The sequence below is a fragment of the Agrobacterium deltaense RV3 genome (assembly GCF_900013505.1).
In the GTDB taxonomy this organism is placed as follows: Bacteria; Pseudomonadota; Alphaproteobacteria; order Rhizobiales; family Rhizobiaceae; genus Agrobacterium; species Agrobacterium leguminum.
Window position 1 is genome coordinate 2,414,414 of sequence record NZ_LT009745.1, and the last position, 12,759, is coordinate 2,427,172.

Genomic DNA, 12,759 nt, shown 5'->3' on the forward strand with positions numbered 1-12,759 from the left:
CGGATCAAGTCCGGGGTGACGGTGCAGGGATTTTACGACTCAATCGAACACACACGTGCCACGGGGCACGTCTGCGCGATGAGAACAAGAATCGCAAAGCTATGCCAAAATCTCAGGCGAGGCGTTGCCGCGCATAGGCATGCACGGCCCGGAAAGCGGCTTCCGCACCGGCGATGACCCGCTCTTCCTCTTCGACCGTCAGCGAAATCTCATCGAGAGCGGCGGTGAAAGTGCGCCAGTGCAGGCCGCGTCCTTCCGGGGCGCCGGCCAGATGGCGCGCGCCGAAGTCTTCATTCAGACCAAGCTTGGCCGCATCCTTCAGCAGGAAAGCAGCGCCCAGATTGGAGCCTTCAACCACATAAAGCCAACCCATGGCCTCCGGCAGATCGAACGGCGTTTCACCGGTGAAACGCGGCTCGGCCGTTTCGGGAATGGCAAGACCGAGATCGGCAAGGTCCTGTTCGATCATGGAGAGACGGCGGCGGCCCTTGAGATCAGGAAGCAGGCCATCGAGCGTCGCATTTGAAAAGAAGACATCGAGGTCACGATGGAAAAGATATTGCGTTTCCACGAATTTGCCGAAGTTCTCCCGGCTCTCGAACGGCTTCGATGCCATGATGAAGGCATCGAGATCGCCATGCGCGCCGCGCGTCGCAGCTTTCAGGCGCTTGACGCGGCTCTGCTCAATGTCTGCTACAGGCGCTGACGGCTCCGCAATGGTCATGATGATGGTCCCTTTATCCCTAATATTCAGATTGCTGATAAAAATCTTTACTCCAACAGTCAAATTTTATTTTCGCATTTATCCGCTCGCCCTGCAAAGAGCATAAGCCCGCTGTCGCCACGGTAAAGCAGCCTCCCTGCCCCTGTACAACCCTTCCATCCCAACGCCTCGCAGCATTGCCGCTCAACGCACGACGAAGCGAATTCCCCGATCCCCGTCTTCCGAACAATCAAACTGCAATTACCTCTTTACAACTAACATGTCAGCGCGTTATCAATGCGCAATCACCTTCGAGGAGCATCTTACTTGACCCAGAAATTTGGCCTTTCGGCAGCCCTGACCACTCCTTTCAAAAAGGACGGAACGGTCGATATCGACGCCATGATCGCCCATGCCCGACGCTGCCTTGAAAATGGCTGCGACAGCGTCACACTCTTCGGCACCACGGGCGAAGGATGCTCCGTCGGCAGCCGTGAACGGCAGGTCATTCTTTCCCGCTTCATCGAGGCCGGCGTTGCGCCTTCCCGTCTGGTCACCGGCGTTCTGGTGGATTCCATCGAGGACGCCGCCGACCAGTCGGCCGAGGCCCTGAAGGCCGGCGCCCGCAATATTCTTCTCGCCCCGCCCTCCTATTTCAAGAATGTCGGCGATGACGGCCTGTTTGCCTGGTTCTCGGCGGTGTTCGAAAAGATCGGCAAGGGCGCTCGCGACATTCTCGTCTACAACATCCCTTCCGTGACCATGGTGACATTGTCGGTCGAGCTGGTTGGACGGCTGAAAAAGGCATTCCCCGGCATCGTCACCGGCGTCAAGGATTCCTCCGGCAACTGGAGCCATACCGAGCGTCTGCTGAAAGAACATGGCGATCTCGCCATCCTGATCGGCGATGAGCGCGATCTGGCGAAGGGTGTTCGCCTCGGCGGTCAGGGCGCGATCTCCGGCGTCGCCAATTTCCTGACACAGGAAGTCCGCGCCATGGCCGTCGACGGCAAGGACGACAAGCGCGTCGAAGATCTTGTTGTGGAACTTCTGAAATTCCCGGTTACACCAGCGGTCAAGGTGCTGGTATCACACACGACAGGGGAAAATATCTGGTCGGACGTGCGCGCACCGCTCGTCGCCATTTCACCGGAGGGCCGGCGGCAGATCGAAGGCGCGTTCGATGCGCTGTTTCGCAAACAGGCCGCCTGAACAGACCTTGAAAGGTTGAGCATGGAAGATACCGGCGAACAGACATTGCGGGAACGGGCGTATGAGAGCTTTACGCATCACCTTCTCTCGCGCGACGTTCGCCCGGGACAATTCATCTCGCAACGCCGCCTCGTGGAACTGACCGGCTTGCCGCTCGGCGCGATCCGGGAGGCGATTCCGCGGCTGGAGGCGGAAGGGCTGATCAAGACCGTGCCGCAACGGGGGTTGCAGGTCGCCCATATCGACATCAACCTCATCCGCGAGGCGTTCCAGTTCCGCATCTTTCTCGAAAAGGAGGCTGTCGCGCTTTTTACCCGCTCGGCCTCCGACGAGGCAATCGCAGAGCTTTTAAAACAGCATCGCGACATTGCCGAAGCGGCTGAAAATGGCGGGGAATCGCCGGAACTGGACGAGCATGCGCAGCAGGTGGACTGGGGCATGCACGATGCCTTCATCGATGCGCTCGGCAATTCGATCATCTCGAACGCCTACCGGGTCAATTCCATCAAGATGCGCCTTATCAATCAGGAGCGCTTCCGCATCGCCGGCCACGTAAAGTCGGTGATGAAGGAACATCTCGCCATTCTCGAGGCCATCGAGAGGCGATCCGTCGAAGACGCCGTGGAGCGGCTGACCGCCCATATCCGCAACGCAAGGGACAGGGCGCTGGCGGTTTAAGGCAATTCCGGCAGGAACTGAAGAGGTTCTGCGCCGGGATTGCAGGAAAATAAGCAACAAGCCGGGGTGAGGAGAATTTCCGGCTAATCTGGAGGAGAACTGACATGACGCATTCATTGCTCAACCCCACGCGTCGCGCCTTTCTGGCAGGCACGGCGGCGCTTGGCGGCGGCGCGATGCTCGGCATTCGCCCGGCATCGGCAGCGGTGAACTGGAAAAAACACGCCGGCACCACGCTTGAGGTCAATCTCGTCAAAAGCCCACGCAGCGAAACGCTGATCAAATATCTCGGCGAATTTGAAGAACTGACCGGCATCAAGGTCAATGCCGAAGCCACCCCGGAACAGCAGCAGCGCCAGAAGGTCGTGATCGAGCTTTCCTCCGGCAAGCCGAGCTTCGATGTGGTGCATCTGAGCTACCACGTTCAGAAGCGCCAATTCGAAAAGGGCAAATGGCTTGCCGATATCAGCGGCTTCCTGAAGGACCCGTCGCTGACCGATCCTTCGCTTGCGGAGAAGGATTTTGCCGAGGCAGGTATGCTGTTTGCCAAGGATAGCGACGGCGTGCTGCGCTCGCTGCCCTTCTCGGTGGATTACTGGATCGTCTACTGGAACAAGGAGCTCTTCGAAGCCAAGGGCCTGAAATACCCTGAGACCTTTGAGGAACTGGTGACGGCGGCGGAAAAGATCACCGATCCCGCAACCAACACCTATGGTTTCGTTGCCCGTGGCCTGAAGAACGCCAATACCCCGGTCTGGACCTCGCTGATGCTGGGTTATGGCGCAAAGCCCATCGGCGCGGACGGAAAGGTCAACACCGAATCCAAGGAAGCGGTGGAAGCCGCCAAGCTCTATCAGCGCCTGATGACCAAGGCCGCCCCTCCCGGCGTCTCCGGCTTCAACTGGGCGGAAGCGCAGTCGGCCTTCCTCCAGGGCAAGATCGGCATGTGGTTCGATGGCGTCGGTTTTGCGCCGCCAATCGAAAACCCGGAAAAATCCCGCGTCGTCGGCAAGGTCGGTTACGGCGTCATGCCGAAGGGCCCGGCAACCCAGGCCGCCGGCACTTTCGGCGATGGTCTCGGTGTTGTCGAAGCCAGCAGCAAGAAGGAAGCCGCTTACCTCTTCTGCCAATGGGCGATTTCGCATGAAATGGGCGCGCGTCTGTTGCAGGCGGGTGCCGGCGTTCCATTCCGCCAGTCCATCCTCGAAGACCAGAAGGTGCGCGAAGGCGTGAAGATGCCGGCCGCCTGGCTGGATGCGGTCGTCGGTTCCGGCAAGGTCTCGCAGCTTGCGCTGCCCGTCATCATTCCGGTGACGGAATTCCGCGATATCTACGGCGTCGGCCTCACCAACATGATCGGCGGCGCGGACCCGGCAGCCGAACTCAAAAAGGCGACGGAACAGTTCGCACCCGTTCTGGCGCGTAGCGAGGGATAATGGCCTCCGTGAGCATCGAAAACACCAAAACAGGCGTCAGTCGTAAAGAAGGGAGCGGGCCGGCAAGGCTTGCTCCCAACTACTGGCCCTTCGTCATACCGGCACTTGTCGTCATTTCGGCGGTAATCGTTTTTCCATGGGTCTTTACCCTCTGGATGAGCGCGCATCGCTGGACGCTCGGACAGGAGCAGAGCTTTATCGGTTTCGAGAACTACATCCGGCTCGCCAGCGACGCCCGGTTCTGGGAATCGCTCTGGCACACGCTCATCTATACCGTGCTGTCGGTCGTCGCTCCGCTGTTCCTCGGAACATTGGCGGCGCTGGTTTTCGATGCGCAGTTTCCGCTGCGCGGTTTTCTGCGCGGCGTCTTCGTCATGCCGATGATGGCGACGCCGGTCGCCATCGCGCTCGTCTGGACCATGATGTTCCACCCGCAGCTCGGTGTCCTGAACTATCTGCTCTCCTTCATCGGCATCGGCCCGCTGGAATGGATCTACAACCAGTCCACCGTCATCCCCTCGCTGGTGCTGGTGGAAACCTGGCAATGGACGCCGCTGGTCATGCTGATCGTGCTCGGCGGGCTCGCCGCAGTGCCCCGCGAACCCTATGAAAGCGCCGAAATCGACGGCGCCAATGCCTGGCAGAAGTTTCGTTATCTCACCATGCCGATGATCGCGCCGTTTCTGATGATCGCTGTCATCATCCGCTCCATCGACGCCGTCAAAAGCTTCGATATCATCTATGCGATGACCCAGGGCGGACCCGGCACGGCATCGGAAACTATAAACATCTACCTCTACAATACGGCGTTTGCCTATTACGACATCGGTTACGGCTCAGCCATGGCCGTCGTCTTCTTCATCATCATCGTGGCGCTCTCCTTCGTGCTTCTGATGGTGCGCCAGCGCTCGCAATGGAACGAGATGGAGGAACACTGATGTCCGCAAAAATCCTGAAACGCAGAAATCTCGACCGGCTCGGCCTGTTCTTCGTGGCGCTGGTGATGATCTCGCCGGTCATCCTGTTCTTCATGTGGATGATCTCGCTGTCGCTGAAATATGAAATCGACAACGGCGCTTATCCGCCAATCCTGATCCCCGAACGTTTCGCCTGGTCGAACTATGTGAAGGTGTTCGAAGAGAACAATTTCTTCCTCTATTTCTGGAATTCGGTCCTCGTCACCGGTGCGGCCACTATTCTCGCGCTCGTCATCGGCGTGCCCGCCGGTTACGGCATCGCCCGGCTGAAGGCGGAAAAGTCGGCTGTGGTCATCATGATCGCCCGCATGACGCCCGGCCTCTCCTTCCTCATTCCGCTGTTCCTGCTGTTCCAATGGCTGAACCTGCTCGGCACGCTCTGGCCACAGATCATCATCCATCTGGTGGTGACGGTTCCGATCGTCGTCTGGATCATGATCGGTTATTTCGAGACCACGCCTAAAGAGCTGGAAGAGGCGGCAAGCATCGACGGCGCATCCTCCTGGCAGGTGTTCCGGCTGGTGGCGCTGCCGATTGCCAAGCCCGGCATCGTCGTCTCCTTCATCCTCGCGGTCATCTTCTCGTGGAACAACTTCGTCTTCGGCATCGTGCTGGCCAGCCGTGAAACCCGCACCCTGCCGGTCGCGGTCTACAACATGCTGTCCTTCGAACAGGTGAGCTGGGGTCCGCTTGCCGCCGCAGCTCTGATCGTGACGCTGCCGGTGCTGCTGCTGACCATGTTCGCACAGAAACAGATCGTGGCGGGTCTCACCGCCGGCGCCGTCAAGGGCGGCTGAACCAAACAAATCATAACGGGAACCTGCACATGGCACCGGTCAATATCCAAAATGTCCAGAAGCGCTTCGGCGCGGTCAACATCATCCACGGCATCGATATCGACATCAAGGATGGCGAATTCGTCGTGCTCGTCGGCCCTTCCGGCTGCGGCAAGTCCACCCTGCTGCGCATGATCGCCGGGCTGGAGGAGTTGAGCGACGGCGAAATCCACATCGGCGCACGCGAGGTCAGCCACCTGCCCGCCCGTGACCGCGACATCGCCATGGTGTTCCAGAACTACGCCCTTTATCCGCATATGACGGTCAAGGATAATATGGGCTTCGCGCTGAAGCTGAAGAAGGTGAGCGCCGAGGAAACCAAGGCCAAGGTCGACAGGGCCGCGGCCATTCTGGGGCTGGAAAAGCTGCTGGACCGCTATCCGCGCCAGCTTTCCGGCGGCCAGCGCCAGCGTGTCGCCATGGGCCGCGCGCTGGTGCGCGATCCGCAGGTGTTCCTGTTCGATGAGCCGCTTTCCAACCTCGACGCCAAGCTGCGCGTGCAGATGCGCGGCGAGATCAAGGCCATGCACCAGCGCATCGGCACCACCACCATCTATGTCACCCACGACCAGGTGGAAGCCATGACCATGGCCGACAAGATCGTGGTGCTGCATGATGGCGTCATCGAGCAGATCGGCGCGCCGCTGGAGCTTTACGACAATCCCGCCAACCTCTTCGTCGCCGGCTTCATCGGCTCGCCCGCGATGAATTTCATTCGCGGCCGGGTGGAGGAAGGTGTGTTCCGCACGGCGAAGGGCCTCAGCCTGCCGCTGCCCGCCAATGCCGATATCGGCAAGCTGGGCGGCCGTGACCTCGTCTACGGCGTGCGGCCGGAACATATCCGCGCCGCTGAGAGTGGCATTGAAGGCCGGGTCGAACTGGTCGAAGGCACCGGCTCGGAAATCTATGCCAAGCTGAATTGCAAGGGCGATGACATTGCCTGCCTGTTCCGCGAGCGCCTCAATGTCCGCTTCGGCGATACGATCCACATTGCCATCGATCCGGCAACCGTGCATCTGTTCGACAAGGACAGCGGCAAGCGTATCTGACAGGTGACAGGAGTGAACAGCATGGCAGACAAACAGGGCGGCAAGCATGTGCTCTGCGTGGGTGCCGCCGTGCTGGACACCCTGTTTCGTGTGCACGACATGCCGAAGGGCGAAGGCAAGGTCCTGCCCTATGAGATGCTGCAGATTGCCGAAGGCATGGCGTCGAGTGCTGCCTACGCCGTCCATCGCATGGGGGGCCGCGCCAGCCTCTGGGGCGCGGTGGGCGATGACGAAACCGGTACCCGCATCCTGGGCGATCTCAGTGAAAGCGGCATCGACACATCAGGCATGACGGTTGCACCCGGCGCACGCTCGGCCCTGTCGACAATCATCATCGATGACCGGGGAGAACGGCTGATCGTGCCTTTTTACGATCACCGGCTGCATGAGAAAAAACGCACCTGCACGCCGGAGGATATTGCTCCTTTCGATGCCATCCTGGTGGATGTGCGCTGGCCGGAACTGGCGCTCGATGTTCTGACTGTGGCACGCGCGCTTGGCAAACCGGCCATTCTGGATGGCGATGTTGCACCCATCGAAACCCTTGAGAAGCTGGCCCCCGCCGCAACCCATATCGTCTTTTCCGAACCCGCCGCCGCCCGGCTGACCGGACTTGAAACGGTGAAGGACATGCTGCCGATGCTGCATTCCCGCTACCCGCAAACCTTCATCGCCGTTACCGCCGGACCGGCGGGCTGCTGGTGGACGGAGGCCGGCGATCTCAAGGTGCATTTCCAGACGACGATGCAGGTCAAGGCGGTGGACACGCTGGCGGCAGGCGATATTTTCCACGGCACGTTCGCACTTGCGATGGCTGAAGGCATGGAAAGCCGCGCCGCCATCCGCCTCTCCTCCGTTGCCGCCGCGCTCAAATGCACGGTCTTCGGCGGCCGGGCCGGCGCACCGACGCGCGAAGAGACGGAAGACGCGATGCGCCAATGGCTGGAGCGTGAAGGCGAACCCGCGCTGCGCGCCTCCTGAGCGCATCCATTGCCCGCATAAAACTATTCCATTTTTGCGATGCCGTTTCGCGGCGAAGTAGTCTAACGTCAAGTCAGAGCAAAGCTTTTCGCAAGCCGCGCCTTTTCCACCTTGAGCCCGTATTCCGCAAAAGTGATCGCCCGATGCATCAGACGACCCGCCCGAGACTGCGCGATATCGGTTTCCGGCCCGGCCATTTCGAGACCGGCCCGCTCAACGCCATCACCGATGTCGAAGGCGTGACCATCGGCCATTCGACCGTCATCGAAGGCGACACGATCCGCACGGGCGCAACCGCGATCCTGCCGCATGGCAGTAATCTCTTTCAAGACAAGGTGCCCGCCGCCTTCGCCGTCTATAACGGCTTCGGCAAATTTGCGGGTTCCACCCAGATCGAGGAACTCGGCGAACTCGAAACACCCATCATCCTCACCAATACGCTGGCAACTGGCCGGGCCATCGAGGCGATCAACCGCCATACGCTGGCACAGCCGGGCAATGAGAAAGTCGTCTCGATCAATGCCGTCGTTGGCGAAACCAACGATTCCCGCCTGAACGACATCCGTGCCGGCCGCCCAACCATCGAGGAAATTTCGGCCGCGCTGCAAAACGCGGCCACAGGCCCGGTGGCCGAGGGCGGCGTGGGTGCCGGAACCGGCACGGTGGCCTTCGGCATGAAAGGCGGCATCGGCACCGCATCCCGCATCGTTACCATCGCCGGAACGACCTACACGCTCGGCATTCTCGTGCAGTCGAACTACGGCGGCCATCTGCTTGTCTGCGGCGCGCCCTATGTCAGCCCTGACCACAAGGACAAGGACGGCTCGATCGTTATCATTGTGGCAACCGATGCGCCGCTCTCCTCCCGCAATCTGAAGCGTCTGGCGGCCAGAAGCTTCGGCGGTCTGGCGCGCACGGGTGCAGCACTCAGCAATGGTTCCGGCGATTATGCGCTGGCATTCTCCACCGATGAGCGGCTGCGCCGAACGCCCGCACGCCGCAAGGCCGTCGCAGACTATCCAGAACTTTCCAACGATGCGATTTCGCCGCTCTTCGAAGCCGCGATAGAGGCGACGGAGGAGGCGATCCTCAATTCGCTCTGCGCCGCAGAAACGACAACCGGCTTTAATGCCGGGACCGGCAAGGTCTCCACGGTCGAGGCCATTTCCATCGACGCCCTTAAAACCCTTCTTTCAGCCTGACTTTTCCAGACGGAGTTTTCATGACTAGCCAATCCGGTCGCATCGTTTACGTCAACGGCGAATTCCTGCCCGAAGCGGACGCCCGCCTTTCCATCTTCGACCGCGGTTTCCTGTTCGGCGACGGCATTTATGAAGTCACCTCGGTTCTGGAAGGCAGGCTGATCGACAGCGATCTGCACATGGCCCGGCTGGAGCGCAGCGCCCGCGAAATCGACGTGCCGCTGCCGGTTACGACCAAGGAGATCGTCGAGGCCGAACGCCGGCTGATTGCCGACAACAACCTCGTCGAAGGCATGATCTACCTGCAGCTGACGCGAGGTGCTGAAGACCGCAACTTCCTGTTTTCCGCCGATCTGAAGCCGACGCTGGTCATGTTCACCCAGGCCAAGAAGCTGATCGGCACCCCGGTCGAGGAAGCCGGCATCGCCGTCAAATCGGTTCCCGACCAGCGCTGGGAACGCCGCGACATCAAGACCGTCTGCCTGCTGCCGCAGGTCATGGCCAAGCGCATCGCCAAGGCCGAGGGTTGTGACGAAGCCTGGATGATCGAGGATGGTTTCGTTACCGAAGGCGCTTCCTCCACCGCCTATATCATTACCGGCGACAAAAAGATCGTCACCCGCGGCAACAGCAACAAGACCCTGCCCGGCTGCACCCGCCTTGCCGCGCTACAGCTGGCCAAGGAAGCCGGCTTCACGCTGGAAGAACGCCCTTTCACGCTGGAAGAGGCGCTGAATGCTGACGAGGCCTGCCTGACCAGCGCCTCCAACTTCGTGGTTTCGGTCACGAAGATCGACGGCAAGCCGGTGGGTAACGGCAAGCCCGGCCCGATGGTAAGCCGCTTGCGCGCGCTCTACCTCGAAAACGCCCGCCGCACCGCGATTTAAGCAAACATCAGCCTTCGAGAACCGCCCATATACGCTCGACAACGGGCCGGCGGTTCTCCTTGGAACGATAAAGCCGGATATCGAGGGCAATATCGAAACTGTCATCGGCGGCACGCACCAGAGCGCCGCTATCCAGCTCGTGCCGCATCAGGCTTTCCGGCACCCAGGCGACACCCCAGCCGGCCATCGCCATGGCTTTCAGCCCCACCGACATGCTGCCCTCATGCACCCGCTCGAATTGCGGCAGGCGCGCGCTCAGCAGATCGCGCAGCAACGGCCCGAAGAACGAAGCCTTTTCATAGTCCAGATAGGCGAATGGTTTTCGTGCATTTTCCATGAGTTCATGCAGCGGTGAACCGTCTTTCGCCGGCGCGGAAACGGGAATGATGTTTTCCGCGCCCAGCACGCGGAACTCGAAGGTCTGCGCATCGAGCAGCATCGGCACTTCGGGATGGGCATAGGTCAGAAGAAAATCGCTCTGCCCGTCCACCAGCGAATTGAGATTTTCCTCCATGCTGCCGGAATCCGGCCGCAGAACCGAAAACAGCGGCCCGGCCTTCTCGTTCACCCGTTTCAGCCAATCCGGGAAGAAAGTGAAGGACAGGGTGTGCAGGGCCGTCAGCCGAACCGTCTTCGCATCCTCGCCATCCTCCTGCAACAGGGTGCGCCGGGCATGATAGAGCTGTTTCAGCGTCTCCTGTGCCACCGGCACGAACTTCACGCCCGCCTCGGTCAGCCGCGAGGGGTAGGAAGCACGATCGACCAGCGTGGCACCCACCCAGGCCTCCAGCTGCTTGATGCGTCGGCTGAAGGCGGATTGCGTCACATGCCGCTCATCCGCCGCTTTCGAGAAATTGAGCGTTCCGGCCAACGCCAGGAAATCCTCGAGCCATTTGACTTCCAAGGGCCTGTTCTCCCACAAAGATGTTGTCCCGGCCTGCCGGGAACACGGGTCTTTATTAGGAGCAATGGAAGCTGATTGAAACCCACTAGAAACTTCGGACTGTGAGGAAACAGCCCGAGCCTCGCTCTCGTCATCCTTGGGCTTGTCCCAAGGATCTAAGCACGTCAACAAAATCAATCGCTTGCAGATCCTCGGGACAGGCCCGAGGATGACGTCGAATTTGTCGGGCGCAATGGGATCGGTTTCAGACCGTTAGCAGCTTCTGGAATACTCGATCATCCGCGCCCGGCTGGAAACCAGCTCGATCCGATCATGACCCAGACGATTGAGGCAAACGCGCTTCGTCCATGGCCCGTCAATCAGCGTGAAGAGGAAACGGCCATTACCGAGCGCCTTCAGAGGCATGCTCCGGCGCGTGGGGCCGATGCCCATCGTCAGAGAGGAACCGGTGATGATAAATTCCGCACCCTCATCCGAGCGCCACGAGCCCGAAAGATCATCCGGCACCGCATGATCGCCGACCGGCAGGAAGCGGCGAGCGGCGTGGCCGGCCTCGCCAACAATGGCATCACCCTCTAGCCTGAGGCGCATCGGAGACGATGCCGAACGCGACGATACCCAGCCATCGGCATCTTCATAAAGCGTGTCGTCGCCATCGATGAAAGTGGATGTGCTGCCCTTGATCTCCAGCCACCACGGCCCGCTTTCGGTCACGTAAAGGCCTTCCGGCAGGCTGGCGGTCGGCTTGGGCAAAGGCAGGCCGGTGAGGGCGGCCATGCTTTCCAGCACGATCTTGAAGCCGTTGGTATCCTCGCGGTTCGACACCACGACGAAACCCGAGCCGTTTTCCGGATCGAGCAGAAAGTAAGTCTTGTAGCCCGGATGCGAACCGCCGTGGCCGACGAAGCGCCTGTCTCCCAGATGGGACCAGCGCAGGCCGAGGCCATATTCGCTCATCCGCCCATCTGCCAGCGAACGTTCGGCAGAGAGCCTTTCCAGAACGTCCGCAAAGCTGCCCTCGCCCCGCATCAGCCCCTGCAGCCAGCGGGTCAGCGCTTCGGCGCTGCCGGCAAGACTGCCCGAAGCGGAAATATGCAGACCGGCGGCCGAAAGCTGCCAGTTGTCTTCAGCCTTCCAGTAACCCGGCACCAACCCGTCGACAGGATCGTTCCAGACATCCGGCGCCTTCAGGAACACGCCGAAGGGACCGGCAATCTGCGTCTGCACGAAATCATCGAAACGGAAACCGCGACGCTCCAGCGCCGCTTCCACCAAACGGTAGCCCGTATTGGAATAGGAAACCTCGCTGCCGGCAGGGAAATTCAGCCGAGTGAGCCGCGACAGATAATCGAGAAGCGGGCCGGCCTTTGTCTCCGTGTAAACGGAAAGACCAAGCAGTGAGAGGCATTCCCGCGTATCCGGCAGCCCGCCACTCATATCCAGCGCCTGCCCCACCGTCACCTCGCGGAGCGGCGATTGCAGCTCCGGCAGATGTTTGCCGAGCGGATCGTCAAGCCCGATCAGATCGGAATGGGCAAGCACCATGGCGCAGAAAGCGTGTTTGGTGACGGAGGCATAACGCACCACGCTCTGCGGCGTGAAAGGTGCGAATGTCGAAAGGCTCTCGACACCGCCCGCATGGGCAAAGCGAATGCCATCGAGATCGGAACCAATGACCGCCCCGCCCGGCTCGTTGCCCGCCCATTGCGAGACGAAGCTCTCGGCAAGCGTTGAAGCGGCATTCCAGTCGAATTGCTGTGGCATGGTTCGGTCTCGTGTCTTGTCGTCTCTACAGAAAGCCTCGGCATCGCCGCTTGTTTCTTCTCCCCGAGGGGGAGAAGGTGGCCCGAAGGGTCGGATGAGGGGGCAACGGTAGAGATTTACGGGAAGCTTG

12 protein-coding genes are annotated in these 12,759 nt (G+C 60.5%); 9 read left to right on the forward strand and 3 right to left on the reverse strand.

The window, feature by feature from the left end; translation table 11 throughout:
- Positions 1-112 precede the first annotated feature (112 nt).
- The gene (locus tag AGR7B_RS12230; RefSeq protein ID WP_065655579.1) at positions 113-724 is read right to left on the reverse strand and encodes a biliverdin-producing heme oxygenase; all 612 of its coding nucleotides are present in this window, start codon (positions 722-724) and stop codon (positions 113-115) included.
- Positions 725-1,030: 306 nt separating this feature from the next.
- Between AGR7B_RS12230 and AGR7B_RS12235 the strand changes: the two genes are divergently transcribed.
- The 9 genes from AGR7B_RS12235 to AGR7B_RS12275 all read left to right on the forward strand — a co-directional run bounded on the left by AGR7B_RS12235 (position 1,031) and on the right by AGR7B_RS12275 (position 9,961).
- Positions 1,031-1,915, forward strand: a complete 885-nt coding sequence (locus tag AGR7B_RS12235) for a dihydrodipicolinate synthase family protein (protein ID WP_080856744.1) — start codon at positions 1,031-1,033, stop codon at positions 1,913-1,915.
- 21 nt (positions 1,916-1,936) lie between these two features.
- Positions 1,937-2,593 carry a GntR family transcriptional regulator gene (locus AGR7B_RS12240; RefSeq protein ID WP_080856745.1) on the forward strand — a complete coding sequence of 219 codons (657 nt, stop codon included), beginning with the start codon at positions 1,937-1,939 and terminating at the stop codon, positions 2,591-2,593.
- Positions 2,594-2,697: 104 nt separating this feature from the next.
- Positions 2,698-4,029 carry an ABC transporter substrate-binding protein gene (locus AGR7B_RS12245; RefSeq protein ID WP_065655582.1) on the forward strand — a complete coding sequence of 444 codons (1,332 nt, stop codon included), beginning with the start codon at positions 2,698-2,700 and terminating at the stop codon, positions 4,027-4,029.
- Positions 4,029-4,967, forward strand: coding sequence for a carbohydrate ABC transporter permease (locus AGR7B_RS12250; RefSeq protein WP_078051647.1), 939 nt, complete (start codon positions 4,029-4,031; stop codon positions 4,965-4,967). The genes AGR7B_RS12245 and AGR7B_RS12250 overlap by 1 nt, the downstream gene beginning before the upstream one ends.
- A gap of 14 nt (positions 4,968-4,981) precedes the next feature.
- Entirely contained in the window at positions 4,982-5,803 is an 822-nt protein-coding gene (locus tag AGR7B_RS12255; RefSeq protein ID WP_174039668.1) for a carbohydrate ABC transporter permease, read from the forward strand.
- A gap of 29 nt (positions 5,804-5,832) precedes the next feature.
- Positions 5,833-6,891 carry an ABC transporter ATP-binding protein gene (locus AGR7B_RS12260; RefSeq protein ID WP_078051645.1) on the forward strand — a complete coding sequence of 353 codons (1,059 nt, stop codon included), beginning with the start codon at positions 5,833-5,835 and terminating at the stop codon, positions 6,889-6,891.
- A 21-nt stretch (positions 6,892-6,912) separates the two neighbouring features.
- The gene (locus tag AGR7B_RS12265; RefSeq protein ID WP_078051644.1) at positions 6,913-7,872 is read left to right on the forward strand and encodes a sugar kinase; all 960 of its coding nucleotides are present in this window, start codon (positions 6,913-6,915) and stop codon (positions 7,870-7,872) included.
- A 143-nt stretch (positions 7,873-8,015) separates the two neighbouring features.
- Positions 8,016-9,074 (forward strand): P1 family peptidase, encoded by a 1,059-nt coding sequence (locus AGR7B_RS12270; protein ID WP_078051643.1) that lies wholly within the window; start codon positions 8,016-8,018, stop codon positions 9,072-9,074.
- A 20-nt stretch (positions 9,075-9,094) separates the two neighbouring features.
- Positions 9,095-9,961: a D-amino-acid transaminase gene (locus AGR7B_RS12275; RefSeq protein ID WP_078051642.1), complete on the forward strand. Its 867-nt coding sequence runs from the start codon at positions 9,095-9,097 to the stop codon at positions 9,959-9,961.
- 7 nt (positions 9,962-9,968) lie between these two features.
- Here the strand turns inward: AGR7B_RS12275 and AGR7B_RS12280 are convergent, their stop codons facing one another.
- Positions 9,969-10,865 carry a LysR substrate-binding domain-containing protein gene (locus AGR7B_RS12280; protein WP_080857091.1) on the reverse strand — a complete coding sequence of 299 codons (897 nt, stop codon included), beginning with the start codon at positions 10,863-10,865 and terminating at the stop codon, positions 9,969-9,971.
- A gap of 252 nt (positions 10,866-11,117) precedes the next feature.
- A complete protein-coding gene (locus tag AGR7B_RS12285) occupies positions 11,118-12,629 on the reverse strand; it encodes a serine hydrolase domain-containing protein (protein WP_080856746.1) in 1,512 nt (503 codons plus the stop codon).
- Positions 12,630-12,759: the final 130 nt, after the last annotated feature.